Genomic DNA, 21,954 nt, shown 5'->3' with positions numbered 1-21,954 from the left:
GATCATGCTGCATGTGCATACTGACGACGATTCCAAGAGGAGAAAGACATGACAGACATCGTATTGCTGGATGGTGCGCGCACCGCGATTGGAACCTTCGGTGGCGCGCTTGCGTCAACCGCACCCATTGATCTGGCGACGGTGGTCACCGAAGCGGCCTTGGAACGGTCAGGGGTAGAAGGTGCGCAAATCGGGCATGTTGTGTTTGGCCACGTCATCAATACCGAGCCTCGGGACATGTACCTGTCGCGCGTTGCCGCGATGCAGGCCGGGATTCCGAACGGCACCCCTGCGATGAATGTAAACCGTCTGTGTGGCTCGGGCGCACAGGCGATCGTGTCGGCGATGCAGTCCTTGATGCTTGGCGATACCGAGTTCGCTGTGGCAGGTGGCGCAGAAAGCATGTCACGCAGCCCTTACATTGTTCCACAGGCACGCTGGGGCGCGAAAATGGGTGATGTCACTTCGCTGGACATGATGCTGGGTGCATTGAACTGCCCCTTTGGCACAGGGCACATGGGCGTGACGGCCGAGAACGTTGCCGATGAACACCAGATCAGCCGTGAACAGATGGATGACTTCGCCCTGACCAGCCAAACCCGCGCGGCAGCCGCAATTGAAGCCGGATATTTCGAAAGCCAGATCGTGCCCGTTCAGGTGAAGGTCAAGCGTGACATGGTGGATTTCAAAGTTGATGAGCATCCCAAAGCGACGACAGCCGATGCGCTGGCCGGGTTGCGACCGGTGTTCAAGAAAGATGGGCGTGTGACGGCGGGCAATGCCTCGGGCATCAACGACGGTGCGGCGGCGATGGTGCTGGCAACGGCGGAAGCGGCGGAAAAGGCCGGGTTGAAGCCAAAAGCGCGCGTGATCGGATATGCACATGCTGGCGTGCGCCCTGAAGTCATGGGTATTGGCCCGGTACCGGCCGTGCAAAACCTGCTCAGGAAGACGGGTTTGTCGGCGGAAGACTTTGATGTGATTGAAAGCAACGAAGCATTTGCCGCGCAGGCGCTGGCCGTCAACCAGGAGCTTGGGTTGAATGCAGCGAAGGTGAACCCGAATGGAGGTGCGATTGCGCTGGGGCATCCTGTCGGTGCGACGGGCGCCATCATTACCATGAAGACGCTTTATGAGTTGGAGCGCACAGGCGGATCAAAAGGGTTGATCACCATGTGTATTGGTGGCGGTCAGGGGATCGCCATTGCCATCGAGCGACTCTGATCCAGGTCTGGGCAAAGGGGGGCTGCCTGCCCCCCATCGCGCAAGGCGCGATTCCCCCCGAGGATATTTTTAGCCAGATGAAGCTGCGGATCACAATCAGCCGAGTGTAGTGATCAACAGAACTATGGCTGCGCCGGCAACCGCACCGAGAGCGGCGGGCAGGATTTTTGGCAACAGACCCGAGTTTTCCGGTTCTTCTTTGTGCGTCTGTGCAATCAACGCGTTTTCGACCAATGTCGGCAGGCGCGGACCAAAGCGTGCCAGAACCATAGCGGTTTTGGCAAAGTCACGAAGCGCGGCGCGCGGGCCGATGGATTGTTTGATGTAATCTTCGACCACGGGGCGGGCAACTTCCCAGATATTGATGTGGTCGTCCAGTGACCGGGCAACGCCTTCAACCACGACCATCGTGCGCTGTAGAAGGATCAGCTCGGTTCGGGTTTCCATGCCAAAACGCTCTGTCACTTCGAACAGATAGCTTAGCAAACGGCCCATCGAAATATGCGAGGCATCCATACCGAAGATCGGTTCGCCAACCGCACGCAGGGCGCGGGCGAATTCATCGACCTCCTGATGTGCAGGAACGTAACCGGCTTCGAAATGCACTTCGGCCACGCGCTTGTAGTCGCGGCGGATGAAACCGAACAGAATCTCGGCATAGACCCGGCGGGTGTATTCGTCGATATGGCCCATGATACCGTAATCATAAGCAATGATATCACCGTTGGCGGCGACCTTGAGGTTGCCCTGATGCATATCGGCGTGGAAATAGCCGTCGCGCAGGGCGTGAAGAAGGAACAGGCGCAGCACACGTTCAGCCAGATCGCGGCGATCGTGGCCAGCGGCGTCCAGTGCGTCATTTTCACCCAATGGAACACCGTCGGCCCAGCTGAGTGTCATCACGCGCCGTGCCGACAGTGACCACAATATGGGCGGTAGCCAGAACCCTTTGTCGTCTTTTGTGTTGGCCGCATATTCCGATGCAGCAGCGCTTTCCAGACGCAGATCCAGTTCACCCCGTACAACGCCATCGAAATGTTCAATGACCTCCATCGGACGCAATCGGCGAGCACCGGGCGCAAACAAATCGACTATGCGAGCGGCGAAATAAAACGCGTCCACGTCCTTGCGAAATGCGCGCTCAATCCCTGGGCGCAGAACTTTGACGGCGACATCCTCGCCCGTGCTAACAAGTTTGGCTTTGTGGACCTGAGCAATGGACGCGGCTGCAATGGGTTCACTGAAATCGCAGAATATCTCGGCAACAGGCTGCCCCAGTTCCTTTTCCACTTCGGCCAAAGCCACGGCTTTCGAGAACGGCGGCAGCTTGTCCTGCAAAACACGAAGTTGCACAGCCAGTTCATCGCCTACTACATCCGGGCGCGTCGAAAGCACCTGACCAAACTTGATGTAGGCCGGGCCCAAAGCGGTGAGTGCACGTGTTGCAGGCGGCATTTCCGGGTCGCCCTTGTACCCCAGCCACCAAAACGGTTTGCCTAGAGCGTGGGCAAGAAACCGGATAGCCCTTGGCGCCTCGAACGCGTCGAGGACCACGTTCATGGCACCGGTGCGCTCAAGCGTTGCGCCTGTACGGATCAGGCGGATGATGTTGTGGGGACCACGCATGCGTCAGATCTTCCAGCCGGAATGCAGCGCGGCGATACCCATGCTGAGATTGCGGAATTTCGCGTTTTCGAAGCCAGCAGTTCGGACCATGTTCAGGAAGGTTTCCTGATCGGGGAACTTGCGGATCGACTCCACCAGATACTGATAGCTGTCGTAATCATTCGCGATCAGCTTTCCCATGCGTGGAATGACATTGAAGCTGTAGAGGTCATAGAGCTTCTGCAGCCCGTCATTGGGAAGCTGACTGAACTCCAGCACCATCAGGCGGCCACCGGGTTTCAGCACGCGAAAGGCTTCGTTCAGGGCCTCTTGCGGGCGGGTCACGTTCCGGATGCCGAAAGAAATCGTGTAGACGTCAAAGGTGTTGTCTTCGAATGGCAGGGCCATGGCATCGCCCACCACCCAGTTCAGGCTGTCGGCCATCTGGTCGGCTTCGGCGCGTTGTCGGCCTTCGACCAGCATGGGTTCTGTCAGATCAAGAACTGTGGCATGGCCATAGCCTGCACGTTTCAGAAAGCGAAAGGAAATGTCACCGGTTCCGCCTGCAACATCCAGCAAACGTTGACCGGGGCGTGGTGCCAGCCAGTCCATCATCGCGTCTTTCCAGACCCGGTGGATACCCATCGACATGACATCGTTCATCACGTCATATTTCGAGGCGACCGAGTTGAACACGCCCTGCACGCGCCCGGCCTTGTCAGCCTCGCGTACGGTTTCGAACCCGAAATGAGTGGTGTTGTCGCTGTTGTCGGACATAAGCCTTGCCGTTTGTCGAATTTCGCTTCTGTTATAGGGCTCTGGAAGCGGGGCACAATGCGGCCCTTTGGAATAGGAGCCCTGTAATGCCAGAATTGCCCGAGGTCGAGACAGTAAGACGGGGTCTTGCTCCCGCGATGGAGGGCATGGTGATAGAACGCGCCGATGTGAACCGCCCGGATCTGCGCTGGCCATTTCCCGAACGCATGGCAGAACGGCTGACCGGGCAGCGGGTGGATCGGTTAAGGCGGCGATCAAAATACATCCTGGCCGATCTCAGCAGTGGCGAGACCTTGTTGATACATCTGGGGATGTCGGGGCGAATGACGGTGTCAGGGGACCCACTGGGTCATTTCCTGCGCGAACATCCTGCCGCTGAGAAACATGACCATGTTGTTATTCACATGGCCAACGGGGCGCGTATCACCTTTAATGACCCACGCCGGTTCGGGGCGATGGACCTACTGCCCACAGCCACGGCCGAAGATCACAAGCTTCTGGCGGTTCTGGGACCAGAGCCCTTGGGTAATGATTTCCATGAGCAACACCTGATTGAAGCATTCAAAGGCAGGAATACCCCTGTCAAATCAGCTCTGCTGGATCAGGGAATCGTTGCCGGATTGGGGAATATTTATGTTTGCGAGGCGCTTTATCGCGGCAAGGTGTCGCCACGTCGCAAAGCAGGGCAAATATCTGCGACACGTGTCGCATCGCTGGTTCCCATCATTCGGAGGGTGTTGCAGGACGCGATCGAAGCAGGCGGATCATCCCTGCGGGATTTCCGCCAAGCTGATGGAGAACTTGGATATTTTCAGCACAGCTTTGATGTCTACGGTCGCGAAGGAAAGCCCTGCCGCACCGAAGGTTGCACTGGTCTGATCCAGAGAATCACCCAGTCCGGTCGCTCATCCTTCTACTGTGCGCAATGCCAAAGATAGCTTGATCCAGAGAATTCGCGTGGTAAGGACTCGTAACTGAACGGAACAACCGGAAGCTTTTTTCTCATGGCTTTTGAGACGATCATCGTCGAAATCGAAGACCACGTCGCCCTAATCAAACTCGACAGACCGGATGCGTTGAATGCGCTGAACTCCCAGTTGCTGGGCGAGTTGTGTACCGCGCTGGAAGAGGCGGACAGCAACGACAAGGTGCGTTGCATCGTCATCACCGGATCGGACAAGGCCTTTGCCGCAGGCGCGGACATCAGGGAAATGTCCGAGATGAGCTTTGTCGATGTCTACACAACCAACCTTTTTGCTGATGCAAACAACCGGGTTTTGGCGATTCGCAAACCGATCATCGCCGCGGTTGCGGGCTATGCTCTGGGTGGGGGATGCGAGTTGGCAATGCTTTGCGATTTCATCATTGCGGCGGACACTGCAAAATTCGGCCAGCCTGAAATCAACCTTGGCGTCATAGCCGGGTTGGGCGGCACCCAGCGTTTGACGCGCTTTGTCGGCAAGTCCAAGGCGATGGACATGAACCTGACAGGTCGGTTTATGGACGCGGACGAAGCCGAGCGCGCTGGTTTGGTCAGCCGGGTCGTACCGGCCAAGAAGCTGATCGAGGAAGCCGTCGGTGCGGCGCAAAAAATAGCCGAGAAATCGGCACTGACGGCAGCGGCGGCAAAAGAAGCGGTCAATCGCAGTTACGAGCTTCCGCTGAGTGAAGGAATGCTGTTTGAGCGTCGCGTCTTCCATTCCATGTTTGCCACCGAGGACCAGAAAGAGGGCATGGCGGCGTTTCTTGAAAAGCGGGCTGCGCAGTTTCGCGACAAATAAAACGCAAGAGACTAATGAACGGCGGGCTATGCCCGCCTTTTCTTTACCCGGTTTGTGAGCCCCAAGAATCGGCTTGGCAATCCTTGAAATGTTCGGTATTGAGCGCCGCAATACATGCGCGTGCGGCCCGCTTGGCCCGACTCACACTCGTGATTTCTGATCCGGTGCGGATATATCCGTGGCGCGCAACCCTTGATAACCGTACCGAACGAAGGTCAGAGACACATGGCAAATTCGCCCCAGGCAAAGAAACGCGCCCGTCAGAACGAAAAGCGTTTCGCTGTTAACAAAGCGCGTCGTTCGCGCATCCGCACCTATCTGCGTAAAGTCGAAGAAGCGATTGCATCCGGTGACAAAGATGCGGCAACCGCAGCACTGCGCGCCGCCCAGCCTGAGCTGATGCGCGGCGTTACCAAAGGCGTGTTTCACAAGAACACTGCCGCGCGTAAAATGTCGCGCCTGTCGGCCCGGGTCAAAGCTCTGGGCTAAAGCCTGAGGATTACCTTAGGTCAAGTCAGCAAGGCTGAACTAATGTCAAAGGCGCTGCGCATTGCGGCGCCTTTTTTCGTGTTGCCGGAATACCGCGCCTTCACGAAACCGAGAGATTCTTTCGACCAAAGACCCGAGTCAATATCAGAGTTTCGTTGCCGCGCCCCATTTCAAGTTGCTACCACTGATGTCAGCGATTCACTCGCTTGGGGGGACAGGCTGTTTACTCGATCGGACTGACGGGCATCAGATCGATCTGGAAACATTCGTCGACGACTGGCGCAAGCTGGGCTGCCGATCTGCCGCGAAGTTCGGGTTATCCGGGGTTCTCGGCCCTGTCTGAAAATTGAGATTGTGACGTGCAGCCCGAGTTTCGGGACGCTCATTTATTATTGAGCGTCGAAAATCTGGGTGCACTGAACTTTCAGGGGCAACCCCGCCAAACCATTGGGTTTGGCGATAGGTTCTCTTTGGGCGTGTGAATACAAGACCGGGCAACCGGCTTCGTATGATAAGGCCGACAGGCCAATAAGAATGGGATGCGTGAGGCGCTGAATGACACAAGAGAAATGGGGACTACTGCGTAACAAATTGCTGAAGGCTGTCGGTCGGAATAATTACACCACTTGGATCGAGCCTCTGGAATTTAAAGAGCTGCAGGATGGTGTGGCTGTTTTTTCCGTGCCAACGAACTTTATGGGGAACTACGTCAGCCAGAATTTTGCGGACCTCATCTTGTACGAGCTGAATACGGCTGGGGAAACCGTTCAGCGTCTGGATTTCCGTGTTGCCGCCAACTCGCCCGCACGCCCCAAGCCCGCAGCCAAGGTGGTCGCCGAAACTCGGCCAGAGCCGGTACCCACAGTCGCTACGGATAGTGCGCAGAACGCTTTGGAGTCGTTGCAGGCCGCGCCGCTGGATTCGCGGTTCACCTTTGACAGTTTCGTGGTGGGCAAACCCAACGAGCTGGCCCATGCTGCCGCGCGCCGCGTGTCCGAAGGTGGCCCGGTCACATTCAACCCGCTTGTTCTGTACGGAGGAGTGGGTCTGGGTAAGACCCACCTGATGCACGCCATTGCCTGGGAACTGAAAACCAAACATCCGGAACTGAATGTCCTGTACCTGTCAGCCGAACAGTTCATGTATCGCTTCGTGCAGGCCCTGCGGGAACGCCGGATGATGGATTTCAAGCATTTGTTCCGTTCGGTCGATGTGCTGATGGTCGACGACGTGCAGTTCATCGCCGGAAAGGATTCTACTCAGGAAGAGTTTTTCCATACGTTCAATGCGCTGGTGGATCAGAACAAGCAGATCATCATTTCGGCCGACCGCGCCCCGGGCGAAATCAAGGACCTGGAAGATCGTGTAAAGTCGCGCCTGCAATGTGGTCTGGTCGTTGACCTGCATCCGACCGACTATGAATTGCGCCTGGGCATTCTGCAAAACAAGGTCCAGCAATACAGCAGCTCCTATCCTGACCTGACGATTGCGGATGGCGTTCTTGAGTTTCTGGCCCATCGAATCTCAACCAATGTCCGCGTGCTGGAAGGTGCTCTGACACGTCTGTTTGCCTTTGCCTCGCTGGTTGGGCGCGAGATCGACATGGAGCTGACGCAGGATTGTCTGGCAGATGTCCTGCGCGCATCCGAGCGCAAGATCACGGTTGAAGAAATCCAGCGGAAAGTATCCGAATACTACAACATCCGCATGTCCGATATCATCGGTCCCAAGCGCCTGCGATCCTACGCGCGCCCCCGTCAGGTGGCGATGTATCTTTGCAAGCAGCTGACCAGCCGATCGCTGCCAGAGATCGGCCGTCGGTTCGGCGGGCGCGACCACACCACGGTCATGCATGGCGTCAAGCGCATTGAAGAGCTGAAACTGACCGATGGCCAGATCGCTGAAGACGTGGAAATGCTACGCAGGTCTCTCGAAGCCTGAACCGGGCCAGCAGCGCTAAGGAACGCTTCGGGCCTCTGTTCCGGGGCGTTTTTTGTGCGTAATAATCCACGGTTGCACCAGAACTGAGGCCCGTTGGGCACGCCGCACTTGACGGTTGGTGCATTCCAACCCAGAAATCCGTAAAAAATCCTTGTGCCTCGGGGTGGAACCGCTAACGTGCCAGTCCCGCCCATGTCGGTACGCAAGTCAGAGGAATTGAGGGTATGAAGATCAGCATTGAACGCGGCACCCTTCTTAAGGCCGTTTCGCAGGCCCAGTCCGTTGTAGAACGTCGCAATACCATTCCCATACTTGCCAATGTCCTGATCGAGGCCGAAGGCGATCAGGTCCAGTTCCGTGCCACCGATCTGGATATCGAAGTGGTCGATAAGGCACCCGCACAGGTCGAAAAGGCAGGCGCGACGACCGTTGCGGCAACAACCCTGCATGAGATTGTGCGCAAACTGCCCGACGGTGCGCTGGTGACACTGACTGCTGACATCGCCGCTGGACGGCTGACAGTTGAAGCGGGGCGGTCGAATTTTTCGCTGGCGACACTGCCGAAGGAAGATTTTCCGGTGATGGCATCGTCTGAGTATCAATCGAATTTCACCGCTTCGGCGGCATTGCTTCGCCGGTTGTTTGACAAGTCGAAATTCGCCATCTCGACCGAAGAGACCCGGTACTATCTGAACGGTGTCTACATGCATGTGGCAGATGGGTCCGAGGGTGGAAAAGTGTTGCGTTGTGTGGCCACCGATGGCCACCGGCTTGCGAGGATCGACGCAGATTTGCCGGATGGCGCGGCGGATATGCCGGGCGTGATCGTGCCCCGCAAAACAGTGGGCGAGTTGCGCAAGCTGCTGGATGACGACGAGATGGATATCGCCGTTTCGGTCAGTGAAACCAAGGTACGCTTTGCCACGCCGGATATCACGCTGACGTCGAAGGTTATTGACGGCACCTTCCCCGACTACACACGCGTTATCCCGCAAGGAAACACCCGCAAGCTTGAAGTGGATGCTGCTGAATTCGCGCAGGCCGTGGATCGCGTGGCAACTGTTTCGTCGGAGCGGTCGCGGGCAGTGAAGTTGCAATTGGAAGGCGACAAGCTGATCTTGTCGGTGAATGCACCCGACAGTGGCGCCGCCGAGGAAGAATTGGCTGTCGCTTACGGGGATGAGCGGTTGGAGATCGGGTTCAACGCCAAATACCTGTTGGAGATTGCGTCTCAGGTGGATCGTGAGAATGCAGTTTTCCTGTTCAACTCGGCTGGTGACCCGACATTGATGCGTGAAGGCAACGACCTGAGTGCTGTATACGTCGTCATGCCGATGCGCGTCTGATCGCGCGGACGCGCGATGCCTCCGGCGGGAGTATTTTTGAAAAGATGAAGGGAGGGGTCATGGGATTGGCCCTGACCGAGCTTACGGTCTCGCATTTTCGATCTCATAAGCTGGCGCGGTTGTCTCTGGACGGACGTCCCGTTGCTATTCACGGGCCAAATGGGGCCGGGAAGACCAACCTTCTTGAAGCGGTGTCGTTGTTTTCGCCCGGTCGCGGAATGCGGCGGGCGAGTGCAGCCGAGATGACCCGGCGGCCCGAGGCGTTGGGTTGGAAACTGTCCGGGTTGCTGGACGCTCAGGGGCAGCGGTTTGAGATCGAAACCTGGTCCGAGGGCGGCGCAGCGCGACAGGTGCGAATTGATGGCAAGTCGGCGACGCAGATCGATCTGGGGAAACTTGCGCGAGTTGTCTGGCTGACCCCGTCAATGGACCGTCTGTGGATTGAAGGGGCGGAAGGGCGCCGTCGGTTTCTGGACCGTATCGCGCTGAGTTTTGACCCAGCCCACGCTGAAGCATCGCTGATCTATGAAAAAGCGATGCGCGAACGTAACCGCCTTCTGAAAGAGCAGATCAGGGATGCGCATTGGTACGCCGCGCTTGAAGGGCAGTTGGCCGAGACGGGGCACCGCATCCATACCGCGCGGTTGAGGTCGCTGGATCTTCTGCGGGCAGCGCAGGACAGGGCGGAAACGGTCTTTCCTTCGGCCGAGCTGGAGTTGGTGCAAACCGAAGGCGCAATGCCCGAGACGGCGGAAGATTTGCGAGACGCGTTGGGCGAGAGCCGGTTTAGGGATCTGGCAGCAGGCCGGACCCTGGTGGGGCCGCATCGGTCCGACCTGTATGGTGTGTTCGCGGCCAAGGGCGTGCCGGCAAGGGAGTGTTCCACTGGTGAGCAGAAAGCGCTCTTGGTGTCGCTGATCCTGTCCAATGCGCGGGCGCTGGCGGCAATGCTGGGCGCACCTCCGATCGTTCTGCTGGATGAAGTGGCCGCGCATCTGGATGCTGGGCGGCTTGCAGCGCTTTATGACGAGATTTGCGCGCTGGGCGCTCAGGCCTGGATGACGGGCACCGGGCCTGAACTGTTTGCGGAATTGGGCGACCGGGCCCAGACGCTGATCGTTACCGAAAGCGATGAGGGTTCGGTCGTGACTGCTTAGGCCGGTTCGCTGACTTTGCGTTCCCACAGAAAACCGCGCATAACCTCGTCCACCGGGGTTTTGGCCATGTGGTTAACGTAGTTCGACATGGTTTTCTGGGCCAGACCCAGCACGACATCCAGAACCGCGCGATGGGAATAGCCCGCATCAAAGAACGCCTGAAGCTGATCTTCGGTCGGGTTGCCGCGGGTTTCCATCACTTGCAGGGTGAAGGTGCGCAGTGCTTCGAGTTTGGCTGAAGGCAGCGGGGTTTCGTTGCGCAGGGCGTCCGATATCTCGTCCGATATCTTCATCATCTTGGCGATACCGGTGTGGGCGGGCACGCAGTAGTGGCACTCGTTTTCAACATTGATGGTCTGCCAGACGACGGTTTTCTCATCATTGTCGAAATCGGTTTTCAGGAACAGGCCGTGCAGAACCTGGTAGCCTTCCAGATGTTGAGGGCTTTCGGCCATGACCTTATGCAGGCCGGGCAAGCGACCAAAAGCGGCCTGAGACTTTTGCAGCAGCGGTTTGGATGCTTCAGGCGCGGTTTCGAGGTCGTGAGACGGGAAATTGGCCATGTCGGAACTCCTGTTTCTGGCGCGATGGGTCGTATTTAGGGTTTCTTGAGTGATCGCTCAAGTATATATTTGAGTGAACGTTCAAGAATTGGTGATGCTGATGCCCCGCAAACCCGCATACGATCGTGACGTGTTGATCGCGAAGGCGAAGGATATCTTCTGGCGTCAGGGCTGGGCTGGTACGTCGCTGAAGGATCTGGAGCGGGAACTGAAGCTGAAGCCCGGCAGTTTTTATGCGGCGTTCGGGTCGAAAGATGCGCTCTATGCGCTGACGCTGGAAAGCTATACGCAAGAAGGTGTGGCGCGCCTAAAGGCCATGGCTGAGAGACTGGGTCCGAAGGAGGCGCTGAAAGCACAGCCCCGATTGGTGATCGAAGCAGCCGAGACCCCGGCAAAGGCCTGCATGTTGGCAAAGACATATGCCGAGTTGAAGGCGAAGGATCATGTCCTTGCGGATCAGGCGGCGCATTACATGGCGGAAATGAAAGACTGTTTCGCTGATCTGTTTCGCAAGGCTCAGGATGCCGGTGAAATCGGGGCGGGACGTGATCCGGATCGTTTGGCGGCCAGGTATCAGTCAGACATTCTGGGGCTGCGCTTGTCCGCTGAACGCACAGACGTTGATGCGGCGCAAATTGCAGCGGATATCGCGTCTGATATCGATCGTTTGTGAGCCCCTTTCGGGGCGGCAAAAAACGATCCGGAAAACCACAAAATATTGGGGGATGGCGTGACAATCCCTACCAGAAAACGTATAAGTTACCAAAATAATATAGGTACTGACTGAATGTCCGAAGACGCACAGGCCCCTCAAGAATACGGCGCAGATTCTATCAAGGTTCTCAAAGGCTTGGAGGCCGTTCGCAAACGCCCCGGCATGTATATCGGGGACACGGATGATGGCTCGGGTCTGCACCATATGGTGTATGAGGTTGTCGACAACGGGATTGACGAGGCTCTGGCCGGTCATGCCGACCATGTGACGGTGAAAATTCACGCCGATTCCAGTGTTTCGGTCAGCGACAATGGGCGTGGTATTCCGGTGGACATCCACCCGGAAGAAGGCGTGTCGGCGGCCGAGGTCATCATGACCCAACTGCACGCCGGCGGGAAATTCGACAGCAATTCGTACAAGGTGTCGGGCGGCCTGCACGGTGTGGGTGTTTCCGTGGTGAACGCGCTTTCGGATTGGTTGGAACTGCGTGTCTGGCGCAATGGCAAAGAGCATGTCGCGCGGTTTGAAGGTGGCGAAACCGCTGAGCACCTGAAGGTTGTCGGTGAATGCGGAGACCGGACAGGAACAGAAGTGCGGTTTCTGGCTTCGACCGATACATTCTCGAACCTCGAATACTCATTCGAGACATTGGAAAAACGCCTGCGCGAACTGGCTTTCCTGAATTCGGGCGTGCGGATCATCCTGATTGACGAGCGTCCGGCGGAACGGCTGGAAACCGAGCTGTTCTATGAAGGTGGGGTCAAGGAATTCGTCAAGTATCTCGACCGGTCCAAAACCCCCGCCATGTCTGAGCCGATCTATATCAAGGGCGAGCGGGACGATATCGGTGTCGAGATCGCAATGTGGTGGAATGACAGCTATCACGAATCTGTCCTGCCCTTTACCAACAATATACCTCAGCGCGATGGCGGTACCCATGTGGCGGGTTTCCGTGGTGCCCTGACCCGGACGATCAACAACTACGCGCAGTCCAGCGGGATCGCGAAAAAGGAAAAGGTCAGCTTTACCGGTGATGACGCGCGCGAAGGTCTGACCTGTGTGCTGTCGGTCAAAGTGCCTGATCCGAAATTCTCGTCACAGACGAAAGACAAGCTGGTCAGTTCCGAGGTTCGTCCGGCGGTTGAGGGTCTGATGAACGAAAAACTTGCCGAGTGGTTTGAAGAAAACCCGACCGAGGCCAAGGCGATCGTCGGCAAGATCATCGAGGCTGCGCTGGCACGCGAGGCCGCGCGAAAGGCGCGTGAACTGACCCGCCGCAAAACGGCGATGGATGTGAACTATCTGGCGGGCAAGCTGAAGGATTGTTCCGAAAAAGACCCCTCCAAAACCGAAGTCTTCCTTGTTGAGGGGGATTCAGCCGGAGGGTCGGCGCAAACGGGCCGTGACCGACTGACACAAGCGGTTCTGCCTCTGCGCGGTAAGATCCTGAACGTGGAACGCGCGCGGTTTGACCGGATGTTGTCCTCGCAAGAGATCGGTAATCTTGTCATGGCGCTGGGCACGGGTATTGGCCGCGATGAGTTCAACATCGAAAAGCTGCGTTACCACAAGATTGTCATCATGACTGACGCGGATGTGGACGGTGCGCACATCCGGACCCTGCTGCTGACGTTCTTCTACCGGCAAATGCCTGAGCTGATCGAAGGTGGGTATCTCTATATCGCGCAGCCGCCACTTTATAAGGTTTCGCGCGGTAAATCAGAGGTTTATCTGAAAGATCAGGCGGCGCTGGACGATTATCTCGTCAATCAGGGGATCGAGGGTGCCGTGCTGAAACTGGGATCGGGCGAAGAGATCATTGGTCAGGATCTGGCCCGCGTGGTGGACGAAGCGCGACAGTTGAAGCGTGTTCTGGACGCCTTCCCGACACACTACCCGCGCCACATTCTGGAACAGGCAGCCGTTGCCGGTGCCTTTGTGCCGGGTGCGGTGGACGCCGACCTGCAAGGGGTGGCTGACAAGGTTGCCGCCCGTCTGGATCTGATCGCGTTGGAGTATGAGCGTGGCTGGCAGGGCCGGATCACGCAGGATCACGGAATTCGCCTGGCCCGCATTCTGCGTGGTGTCGAAGAGGTTCGCACCTTGGACGGCCCGATGCTGCGGTCGGGGGAGGCCCGCAAAACAGGCAGCTTCACGCAAAGCCTGCAAGAGGTCTACAACACATCGGCCACGTTGATCCGCCGTGATCGTAGCCAATTGATCCACGGTCCGCTGGACCTGTTGCGCGCCATTCTGGAAGAAGGGGAAAAGGGCCTGTCCCTGCAGCGCTACAAAGGTCTGGGAGAGATGAACCCCGACCAGCTTTGGGAAACAACTTTGGACCCGCATGCACGCACGCTGCTACAAGTGCGCGTTGACGATATGGTGGAAGCCGACGATCTGTTCACCAAGCTAATGGGTGATGTTGTCGAACCTCGTCGGGAATTTATCCAGAAAAACGCTTTGAGCGTCGAGAATCTGGATTTCTGACGTCTTGTAGGTGCGCGCATAACACTTCGCACACCTTATAAGTTTACGTAGTTTGCCCATAGTATTGCGCTGCGCGATTGTCTGCCGTACCGATGATTTGATCAGTTTATGGCGTAGTCGCTGCGGTTATGGACCCTTGCGGCTTTCAACCCGCAAGGGGCGCTCCCTAAAGAGCTTTGGGTTCCATGCGGTCTTTTTGCTTGGATTCTCGCGAAGTTCTGCGACGCGCAGCAAGCAGAATTTGCAAAGTCTAGCTGGTGGATAAATCAAACGACCGGTTGGAAACGATCAACAGACAATTTCGGCCCAAGGCTGTTGCTACAAAGGCTGGAGTTCTCTGGTAGCGTCGGCTATCTGCCAAAAAGCCTAAAGCTGTGAACCAATTGGCAAGATACTTAGAAAACCAGAAACTACGTGATCCCAGGCAGATCCTGTCGGCTCGGATTGGTACTCAAGAACGGTGCCATCATCGCCTCTTGTCGTCCATTTAAGCTGACCAGCCTTCTCGAGCGTCACGTTATATGTGTATGCGGGTAGTGCGTCGTCCAAGGCACCCATGGTCTGTGTAGCCAATGCTGGCGAGTCAATCAGAATTCCCATCTCGGTGTTTATGTTGACAGATCGCGGGTCCCAGTTGAACGACCCTACGAACAAGTATCGGTCATCAACTGCAAATGCCTTGGAATGCAGGCCCGACCTCGATTGAGCCCAGTTAATACCGCGGCGTTGGACCTGATAGGCGTCCGGTCGCAGTTCATAGAGTTCTACTCCACCGCGTAGAAGTGCACGGCGTTTCTTGGCGTAGTGCGCGTAGACGGGTGCGACGTCGTTAGATGCAAGTGAATTGGTTACAACCTTTACGTCGACGCCGCGGCTTTCCAGTTCGGTCAGCCATTTCACACCGTTGTTGCGCGGCACGAAATAGGCGGACACGATGTTCACCTCACTGCTGGCATTCTCAAAGTACGGAAGCAATTGAGATGCCAGAACGGGACCTGAGTTCTCGAGACCGGCGGCTTTTGAAGGCGGATCAGCATAAAGTTTCGCAGGCAGCCAATCCAATGATAAGGCCCCATCTGCAAAGTTCTCTTGCGCTGACTTTCTGAGAGCAGCACCGTACTGGGTTTGCTTCGCTTCCTCGACGAGTTCATTCAACCTGCGTCGCGCATCGCTTAGGTCAAGTTCCTGAGGTTCTCCAACAACCACGCGAGCCGGAACGGCAAACTCACTGTTCCAGTATGAATCAAAGCTACGCGACACCTCGCGTACAACGGGGCCTGCGGCCAACACATCCAGATCAGCATAGTTCATTTCTTCCCGTGCGAGAAAGTACTCGGCACCGATGTTTCTCCCACCCACAATCGTGAACACGTTGTCTGCCGTCAAAGACTTGTTGTGCATTCTGCGATTGATGCGTTTGAAATCTGTCAGACCTGCGATCAGAAGGCTTTGATCTCGCCAAAATGGATTGAACAGCCTGATCTCAATATTCTTGTGATTGTCCAACGCGGCAGTCATCGCGTCATAACCGGACGTATCCATGTCATCCAGCAACAATCGGACACGAACACCCCGATCTGCTGCTTGCAAAAGACCGGCTGCAAAAAGGTGGCCCGTTGGGTCGTTGTGCAGAAGGTAGTATTGCGCGTCTATCGTTCTCTCGGCGGCCGCAGCCAGCAACAGTCGTGAGACAAGAGCTTCTTCTCCATCACTGATCAGCTTGACCCCTGACCGGCCGTCTTTAGGATCGCCAAGCCGGTTGGCTGCGCGACTGAGAGCTGTGCGCGAGTCCGCCGGCAGCGAAGCCGATACCGTCTTTTCATATGTGCGAGTTTTGGAGGCGCAAGCAACAAGGGTCAGCGTGTACAAGATACAGACCACCAACTTCCATCGTGTCATCGGCTTCCTCCATCCCCATGTCCTAGGTGACTACGCCAAGACGGGTGATTGCAAGTTTGTTCTGTGAAGCTTGAGGTTGTTTCGTTTGTCGGTGTTGATTTCGTGAAACCCTCAACCGCCCCAATTTTGGTTCGTGATTTTGACGCAACCACAATTCAAACGTACTCTATCTGCAACCAAGCGCAAACGAGGACCATGCCTGATCCCGAACACAGAAATAACTCCGCTGCGGACCCTTCGCCGAGTGCTGTGGCCGACGGTATCGGTGTGGCAACAGAGGGGTTCAAGATTTCGATGCCAATCGGGATCGGAGCTGTCTTGGCTGCTCTGGCGTCGTTGGCCACGTGCTATTCCGGGGTTCTACTGACCTATTTGGTTGGCTATGAAGCGCTTTCCATAAACCCACATGTGCAAGCGGTGCTCATGTGGGTGTTTGCATTGTTGGCGGTTAGCTTCTTATGGAGAGACCGTAAACGGCATGCCAAGGAGCTTCCACTCGTCCTTGGCGGGATTGCTGCCGTCATCCTGATTGTCACAATTTACTTCGGCTATGACGGACAGCTTAGGGATACTGAAGTACGAAAGTACTGCGGATGAAGCCATTCTCGTGGGAGCTGCATAGAGCTTCAATTTAACCGTAAACACACTTCTCCAAACAGAGTGGCTCGCATTGTGGAGCCTTGTTTTTGCGCGACTGGCAAAGTTACCTCATCTGTGAGCAGTTGCTGCAACCGTAAATCGCGGAAGAATGCGGGCAGCTACCTTCCGTTAATACACGAACTTCGTCGATGTTGCTAAGATGACAAACTTCAAAATTCATAAAATGTATTTTGAGCATCCATTATGGCGGAGTACCCTTCCATCAAGCTACTACATGTAGACCAAACCACAGGAGGGGATGGTGAAACACATTAGGTCAGCAATCTCAGGTACGCTAGTCGCATTGCTGATGATGTACCCAAACGTGGGCGCTGCGAACCAAGTCTCAGAACAAATTTCAACGCTTCTCGGTGCAAATTTAGAGGAGAATAGCGCACAATCTAACATAAGAAACTTGGACGCCGAAGTCCTTGTGCCACGTTTCTATGAGGGCAGAGAATTTTCGCCTGCTTGGACAAGTGTTGAATTGGTTGACGAGCTTTTTGAGGAGCTGGATAGAGCAATTGATCAGGGCTTCACGCCGGGTGACTTTAAACTAGAAGAGCTTCGATCCGCATTCAAAGCCTCGCAGAATGGCGATGCCTCTAGTCAAGCTTTGTTCGATATTTTGGCCACCGACGCTGCCGTGAAACTCGTCCATCATCTGGTGTTTGGAAAAGTCGATCCGAACGCTCTGGACGAAGACTGGAACTTCTCGAAGCCAGTAATTAAACAAGACCCTTCCATTGTATTGAGCCAATCTCTTCAAGGTGAAGGCTTCAGCGCCTTAATTGAACGCCTTGATATCGACAACGCGCAATATACGATGCTCGTTGAAGCATTGAGAAAATACAGAGCTATCGCTTCAAAAGGAGGCTGGAGCAAAGTCCCGGAAGAAACGGTTCTGAAGCCAGAAATGGTAAATCCTGCCGTTTTTGAATTGCGCAAAAGGTTAGCGGCAGAAGGCTACGCCGGAACAAATGAATTTCCAGAAATTGGCCAAGACGGCATAAATCAAGCTTGGGTTTATGACGATAACTTGGTGCAGTTGGTAAAAACCTTTCAATACCGCCACGGCTTAGAGGCCGATGGAGTCGTCGGCGGAAAATCTTTCGCATCCCTCAACAAACCTGTCGAAGATCGCATAAATAAGTTGCGCCTCAGCCTGGAAAGAGGCCGCTGGCTCATGCGGGAAATCGACGAAGAGTTCGTGCTGGTAAACATTGCAGGCGCTCGTACTTACTTGGTCACATCTGACGGGACGCTTTGGACCACTCGGTCAATCACAGGATCAGCTTACCGAAAAACCCCAGTATTCCGAGATGAAATTGAATACATGGAATTCAATCCGACGTGGACCGTTCCCGCCTCGATTTTTCGGAAAGATAAACTTTCGCGCATCCGTAAGGATCCAGCCTATTTGGCGCGCAACAACTACGTAGTTCGGAACAAAGACGGGCAGACAATTCCTGCCAGCGCTGTGAACTGGGGGGCAAAGAATCCCAGTGTAACCCTGGTTCAGCAACCGGGCCCAGACAATGCGTTGGGTTTGGTTAAGTTCATGTTTCCCAACAAGTACTCGGTGTATTTGCATGATACCAATGACCGCAGTCTTTTCGACCGAAACGAGCGGAACCTGAGTTCTGGCTGCGTTCGTCTTGAGTATCCGTTCGAATTTGCCAGCCTTTTGATGGAGGGTGAGCCAGACTGGAGCCGGCAAAAGATGCAATCCATTCTGGATAGCGGGAAGACAACGCGCGTTAACCTACCCAAGCCGATGCCGGTCCTTTTGACCTATTGGACTGCGTGGGTTGAAGATGGTGTCGTTCATTTCCGTGAGGATCCATACAAACGAGATGCTCGAATCCTTGCAGCTTTGGACCGATGAACTTGCCATGTTTAACGGAAGGGAGCCTCCCTTACGTACCGTTTCTGATAGAAAGAATGGCTATTCCCAATTTGCGGATAGACTAAATTTAGTAGGCAGAGACAGAGGATAGCATGAGAATTTGGCTGTTTAGATTTATTGGAATAGTCGCTTTGCTCGCTTTCGCAACTATCGCTTTTGTTTGGCTGTTGCTTGCTGCTCCACTTTTCTCGAAAATGCGACGCAACCTTGTGGAAAAGGTTCTTTCGGAGCAAATTGGACAGCCGCTTCTGGTCAACGACGATGTGAGCGTCGCACTTGGTCGCATTACCCACATTTATGTCGGTGGCGTTGTAATCCCCAGCGAGACACTGCCAGATACATCTCTTGCAGAACTAAAGCTCCTTGAAATGGAACTGGACGTTGCCGCCTTGGCCAACGGGAGTCTGCACTTTGACAACCTTTTGGTGGACGGTCTCCAGGCAAACTTTCTTACAGCCTCTGATGGCACAACAAGCTGGCGAAAAAGCCGACCAATGCCAACGCCTCAAACCAACGGGTCGCTTGCAGAGGACAAGCAGGATGCTGAGGCCGAAATCGAGGCGTTCGAAGTTGGTGGCAAAGAAAGCAGTGGGATTCTTACTTTTCTCAGCGACAAGAACGTCAGCTTCACATCCATCGGTTTGAACGTTGACGACCAGGTTTCAGGTTTTTCGTTTGTGTTTGATCTTCAGTCACTCGCCCTCGAACAAGCAGCTGATGAACAAAGGACAAAGGTCTCGGGGACAGGCTCCGTCAACGGTCAAGGTTTCGAAATCGAGGGCGACTATCCCCATGACGCGCCGTTTACGACGCGGGCCAACTTTGGAGAAATGACTGTCCGCTACGATGGCGAGCCATTCTCGGAAGACGAAGGTGGCGGTTACCGGGCTGTCCTGGAGATGGATACTGGTGAATTCGGCGACTTTCTCGATGTCATGGGGTTGGAACGAGTTCTGGAAGGTAATGGCCAGTTGCAAGCTGAACTTGTGTCTCAGGACGTCCTAACAATCGAAACATTTACAACAACCGTAAGCCTTGAAGATGGACAAAAACTCAAAGCTGAAGGTTCTGTTGATGATCTCTATACAGCTCAAGGTGTCGATCTGCTTTTTAATGCGCGACTTCACCCAGAGGGACAACCGCCCCAAGCGGCAAAGAGTATTCAAGATCTCAAGTTTACAGGCTTTGAAATGCATATGGTTGGATCCCTCGCCTCCTTCGAATTCGAGAAATTACTGTTTGAAACCAACGCCTTTGACCAAGGGCTGGACGTGATCGGTCCAGCCTCTATCAAGAGCATTCGCCGCATGCCGGATGGCCGCCTCGCGATGTTGGGCATTACCTTGCAAGCTGGCCCAATCGAGGAGCCGGTTCTGAAAGCTGAAGGCGAAATACTCGACCTGCTTCAGCTTCAGGACATGACCTTCGATGGCATGCTGAATGGGCCTGCCAAATTGATTTTGCCCGATCTCGACGAAGGTTTTGTCGACCAGTTTGGCGGTATTAAGGCGGACTTCAGCATATCCAATGCGGGAGGCCCGGTATCACTAAATAGGTTCAACGCGACCAGCTATGACACCGATCTTTGGGCGCTCGACCTTGCGTTGTCGGTCAATGAGCTCAAAGGGCTGGCCGGGCTTGATTTCGACGTGAACCTGGATGTGGGCGATGGAGCTCAATTTCTGAACGCGCTCAACCTGCAACCTATCGAAATTGGCGCACTCGGCATTGATGCTGAAACCTCAAAGCAGGGCGAGGACTTTAAAGCTGCAATCGAGTTCGAAGCTGGCTCCTCGCAGCTTCTAGCGGCTTTAGATGCAAAATTTCCGGATGGCTCTTCTGTTGTTCGCGGCAACGTTACCAGCGAGAGGCTCGATCTCAACGACCTGAAGAACCTGACTGCCGTGCTGGACCAATTGAAAAGCCTGGTAGGGGAGACCCCAAAAGAACCTGAAGCCGAAGTTCAGCCTTTGGTTTTGCCGAAGGAGACAAACGTCCAGCCCTTGGTGTTGCCAAAGGAAAAAGGGAAACCTGCCGATCTTCTGGATGTGCAACGCGTGCTGCGAGAAGCTGACGTCGAGGTACAGATCGAATTCAATGAGATTGTAGGCCAGCAAGGCGTAACATCTGTTTCCAGTCAATTGTCTGCAAAAGACGGAACCGTGGATTTCGGACCTCTTCAGATAGCTTATGGCGGCGGAACCTTCAGCCTGCGGGCGGTCATGGATCTGATTGACTCACCTGATTGGCTTTCATTGTCGGGGTCGACCTCAGGGTGGGAGTTCGGTGAGATCCTTGATGAGTTAGGGATTGGAATTGATGCCTACGGGCGTTTGAGTGGTGAATTCAACGTTTCGGGCAGTACCGCTTCTAACAGGGCCTTCATCAACTCCATGCGTGGCAATGCGTCTTTGTCAATGTCTCAAGGCTACGTAAGCACCAGTTTGCTGGAGTTGGCGGGGCTTGGTATTTTCCCTTGGCTGTTCTCTGAAGAGCTGCGGCAAGGTTACACCGACATCACTTGCGTCGTGGCCCCTGTTAATATTGAAGCCGGGCGGGTAAGCACAAACTCCATCGTCATTGAGACAGCTTCGGTTCAGTTGGTGGCCAGGGGACAAGTCGACTGGCTGAACGATACGATTGCAATACGAGCGGAGCCACGGCGCGTGGGCAAACCCCTTTCCCGAAGCGCTTGGCCCTTTGATGTTACGGGCCAGCTTTCGTCGCCAAAATTCAAGCTGGATGTGGGCGGGTCCAGAAACAAGGCTCCGGTCGGTGCTGATGAAATGCCAGTAAACAGGCAGCCATGTGTGCCGGACATCAATCAATTGCAATAATTGGACGCGTCCTAGTTCTTCAGTGGTTCCGGCTGTTCGGCCTGACACGCCAGAACGGCCTCAATGGCTTTTGCGGATCCGCTTAAATCGAGTTCGACTTCGGCTCCGCTTTCGCCAATGATCGTAACGCTTTGGCGTTTTCCAAACTCGGTTACAAATGCCGGATTGTCGAAAAATGCGTAGCCACCGGGCACGCCATTCTTGTAGACACCTACGGCCTCACCTTCGAACTGCGCATCACCAAAATCAAATCTTACTATGCCTGTCGCACCGTCCTCGACTTGAACCCAGGCCGGATTGTAGGCGGCAAAAAAGCCGCCAGCCTGGTTTGGTGCAGCGCCAATTTCTACTGTCATATCGTCTTCAAAGGCCCTCCACGCGAGACAACCGTTGCCTTTTTCTGGATCGATGAGAATTGCCCAGTCGCCGGACTCACCCCACTGTTCCATCCCGGCTGCGTGAACAAACCCAGGCAGAAGCACTACAGTTGCGGAAAGTACCCACTTGATCATCCGGAGCCTCGCTGAGTTCTGAAGATTTCTTGTTTGATTCTAATCATTGCTCAATGTCAATCAATCCAAT

At 55.1% G+C, this 21,954-nt stretch carries 17 protein-coding genes; 12 read left to right on the top strand and 5 right to left on the bottom strand.

Annotation, left to right across the window (positions count from 1 at the left end; all coding sequences use genetic code 11):
• The first annotated feature begins 48 nt into the window (after window positions 1–48).
• Entirely contained in the window at window positions 49–1,224 is a 1,176-nt protein-coding gene (locus ACR0LL_RS12560) for an acetyl-CoA C-acyltransferase family protein (RefSeq protein ID WP_480587170.1), read from the top strand.
• Window positions 1,225–1,320: 96 nt separating this feature from the next.
• Here ACR0LL_RS12560 and ubiB read toward each other — a convergent pair whose 3' ends face one another.
• The gene (gene ubiB / locus ACR0LL_RS12555) at window positions 1,321–2,850 is read right to left on the bottom strand and encodes a 2-polyprenylphenol 6-hydroxylase (protein ID WP_480587167.1); all 1,530 of its coding nucleotides are present in this window, start codon (window positions 2,848–2,850) and stop codon (window positions 1,321–1,323) included.
• Window positions 2,851–2,853: 3 nt separating this feature from the next.
• The gene (ubiE, locus tag ACR0LL_RS12550; protein ID WP_267363123.1) at window positions 2,854–3,606 is read right to left on the bottom strand and encodes a bifunctional demethylmenaquinone methyltransferase/2-methoxy-6-polyprenyl-1,4-benzoquinol methylase UbiE; all 753 of its coding nucleotides are present in this window, start codon (window positions 3,604–3,606) and stop codon (window positions 2,854–2,856) included.
• Window positions 3,607–3,692: 86 nt separating this feature from the next.
• Here ubiE and mutM point away from each other — a divergent pair, with 86 nt between their 5' ends.
• The 6 genes from mutM to recF all read left to right on the top strand — a co-directional run bounded on the left by mutM (window position 3,693) and on the right by recF (window position 10,320).
• The gene (gene mutM, locus ACR0LL_RS12545; RefSeq protein WP_480587164.1) at window positions 3,693–4,544 is read left to right on the top strand and encodes a bifunctional DNA-formamidopyrimidine glycosylase/DNA-(apurinic or apyrimidinic site) lyase; all 852 of its coding nucleotides are present in this window, start codon (window positions 3,693–3,695) and stop codon (window positions 4,542–4,544) included.
• 66 nt (window positions 4,545–4,610) lie between these two features.
• Complete coding sequence (locus ACR0LL_RS12540) at window positions 4,611–5,387, top strand: enoyl-CoA hydratase (RefSeq protein WP_267363125.1); 777 nt, start codon at window positions 4,611–4,613, stop codon at window positions 5,385–5,387.
• Window positions 5,388–5,612: 225 nt separating this feature from the next.
• Window positions 5,613–5,876 (top strand): 30S ribosomal protein S20, encoded by a 264-nt coding sequence (gene rpsT / locus ACR0LL_RS12535; RefSeq protein WP_039541017.1) that lies wholly within the window; start codon window positions 5,613–5,615, stop codon window positions 5,874–5,876.
• 555 nt (window positions 5,877–6,431) lie between these two features.
• Window positions 6,432–7,817 (top strand): chromosomal replication initiator protein DnaA, encoded by a 1,386-nt coding sequence (dnaA, locus tag ACR0LL_RS12530; protein WP_480587161.1) that lies wholly within the window; start codon window positions 6,432–6,434, stop codon window positions 7,815–7,817.
• Between the two features lie 224 nt (window positions 7,818–8,041).
• On the top strand, window positions 8,042–9,163 hold the full coding sequence (gene dnaN, locus ACR0LL_RS12525; RefSeq protein ID WP_480587158.1) for a DNA polymerase III subunit beta: 1,122 nt from the start codon (window positions 8,042–8,044) through the stop codon (window positions 9,161–9,163).
• Window positions 9,164–9,222: 59 nt separating this feature from the next.
• The gene (gene recF, locus ACR0LL_RS12520) at window positions 9,223–10,320 is read left to right on the top strand and encodes a DNA replication/repair protein RecF (RefSeq protein ID WP_480587429.1); all 1,098 of its coding nucleotides are present in this window, start codon (window positions 9,223–9,225) and stop codon (window positions 10,318–10,320) included.
• On the opposite strand, the gene ACR0LL_RS12515 is transcribed toward recF, so the two are convergent.
• Entirely contained in the window at window positions 10,317–10,883 is a 567-nt protein-coding gene (locus ACR0LL_RS12515; RefSeq protein ID WP_480587155.1) for a carboxymuconolactone decarboxylase family protein, read from the bottom strand. The two genes, recF and ACR0LL_RS12515, sit on opposite strands and share 4 nt — an antisense overlap.
• A 100-nt stretch (window positions 10,884–10,983) precedes the next feature.
• Between ACR0LL_RS12515 and ACR0LL_RS12510 the strand changes: the two genes are divergently transcribed.
• A complete protein-coding gene (locus ACR0LL_RS12510) occupies window positions 10,984–11,556 on the top strand; it encodes a TetR/AcrR family transcriptional regulator (RefSeq protein WP_480587152.1) in 573 nt (190 codons plus the stop codon).
• A 114-nt stretch (window positions 11,557–11,670) separates the two neighbouring features.
• Window positions 11,671–14,088, top strand: a complete 2,418-nt coding sequence (gyrB, locus tag ACR0LL_RS12505; protein ID WP_480587149.1) for a DNA topoisomerase (ATP-hydrolyzing) subunit B — start codon at window positions 11,671–11,673, stop codon at window positions 14,086–14,088.
• Window positions 14,089–14,454: 366 nt separating this feature from the next.
• Here the strand turns inward: gyrB and ACR0LL_RS12500 are convergent, their stop codons facing one another.
• Window positions 14,455–15,957 carry a phospholipase D family protein gene (locus ACR0LL_RS12500; RefSeq protein ID WP_480587146.1) on the bottom strand — a complete coding sequence of 501 codons (1,503 nt, stop codon included), beginning with the start codon at window positions 15,955–15,957 and terminating at the stop codon, window positions 14,455–14,457.
• A 93-nt stretch (window positions 15,958–16,050) separates the two neighbouring features.
• On the opposite strand from ACR0LL_RS12500, the gene ACR0LL_RS12495 reads away from it, so the two are divergent.
• The 3 genes from ACR0LL_RS12495 (at window position 16,051) to ACR0LL_RS12485 (ending at window position 21,372) form a co-directional block, all read left to right on the top strand.
• Complete coding sequence (locus tag ACR0LL_RS12495) at window positions 16,051–16,584, top strand: hypothetical protein (protein WP_480587144.1); 534 nt, start codon at window positions 16,051–16,053, stop codon at window positions 16,582–16,584.
• A 304-nt stretch (window positions 16,585–16,888) separates the two neighbouring features.
• Window positions 16,889–18,514, top strand: coding sequence for a L,D-transpeptidase family protein (locus tag ACR0LL_RS12490; protein ID WP_480587141.1), 1,626 nt, complete (start codon window positions 16,889–16,891; stop codon window positions 18,512–18,514).
• 113 nt (window positions 18,515–18,627) lie between these two features.
• Complete coding sequence (locus tag ACR0LL_RS12485) at window positions 18,628–21,372, top strand: AsmA family protein (protein ID WP_480587139.1); 2,745 nt, start codon at window positions 18,628–18,630, stop codon at window positions 21,370–21,372.
• Between the two features lie 11 nt (window positions 21,373–21,383).
• Here the strand turns inward: ACR0LL_RS12485 and ACR0LL_RS12480 are convergent, their stop codons facing one another.
• Window positions 21,384–21,728, bottom strand: a complete 345-nt coding sequence (locus ACR0LL_RS12480) for a hypothetical protein (RefSeq protein ID WP_480587137.1) — start codon at window positions 21,726–21,728, stop codon at window positions 21,384–21,386.
• Between the last annotated feature and the right edge of the window lie 226 nt (window positions 21,729–21,954).

It is taken from the genome of Ruegeria sp. AI2 (assembly GCF_056541275.1).
The sequence above is the reverse complement of the archived record's forward strand: the minus strand, read 5'-3'. Positions and strand labels throughout refer to the sequence as shown.

Bases quoted from the DNA above. Each gene is read 5' to 3' on its own strand.
- ACR0LL_RS12560 (WP_480587170.1), top strand. From the start codon at position 49: ATGACAGACATCGTATTGCTGGATGGTGCGCGCACCGCGATTGGAACC.
- ubiB (WP_480587167.1), bottom strand. From the start codon at position 2,850: ATGCGTGGTCCCCACAACATCATCCGCCTGATCCGTACAGGCGCAACG.
- ubiE (WP_267363123.1), bottom strand. From the start codon at position 3,606: ATGTCCGACAACAGCGACAACACCACTCATTTCGGGTTCGAAACCGTA.
- mutM (WP_480587164.1), top strand. From the start codon at position 3,693: ATGCCAGAATTGCCCGAGGTCGAGACAGTAAGACGGGGTCTTGCTCCC.
- ACR0LL_RS12540 (WP_267363125.1), top strand. From the start codon at position 4,611: ATGGCTTTTGAGACGATCATCGTCGAAATCGAAGACCACGTCGCCCTA.
- rpsT (WP_039541017.1), top strand. From the start codon at position 5,613: ATGGCAAATTCGCCCCAGGCAAAGAAACGCGCCCGTCAGAACGAAAAG.
- dnaA (WP_480587161.1), top strand. From the start codon at position 6,432: ATGACACAAGAGAAATGGGGACTACTGCGTAACAAATTGCTGAAGGCT.
- dnaN (WP_480587158.1), top strand. From the start codon at position 8,042: ATGAAGATCAGCATTGAACGCGGCACCCTTCTTAAGGCCGTTTCGCAG.
- recF (WP_480587429.1), top strand. From the start codon at position 9,223: ATGGGATTGGCCCTGACCGAGCTTACGGTCTCGCATTTTCGATCTCAT.
- ACR0LL_RS12515 (WP_480587155.1), bottom strand. From the start codon at position 10,883: ATGGCCAATTTCCCGTCTCACGACCTCGAAACCGCGCCTGAAGCATCC.
- ACR0LL_RS12510 (WP_480587152.1), top strand. From the start codon at position 10,984: ATGCCCCGCAAACCCGCATACGATCGTGACGTGTTGATCGCGAAGGCG.
- gyrB (WP_480587149.1), top strand. From the start codon at position 11,671: ATGTCCGAAGACGCACAGGCCCCTCAAGAATACGGCGCAGATTCTATC.
- ACR0LL_RS12485 (WP_480587139.1), top strand. From the start codon at position 18,628: ATGAGAATTTGGCTGTTTAGATTTATTGGAATAGTCGCTTTGCTCGCT.
- ACR0LL_RS12480 (WP_480587137.1), bottom strand. From the start codon at position 21,728: ATGACAGTAGAAATTGGCGCTGCACCAAACCAGGCTGGCGGCTTTTTT.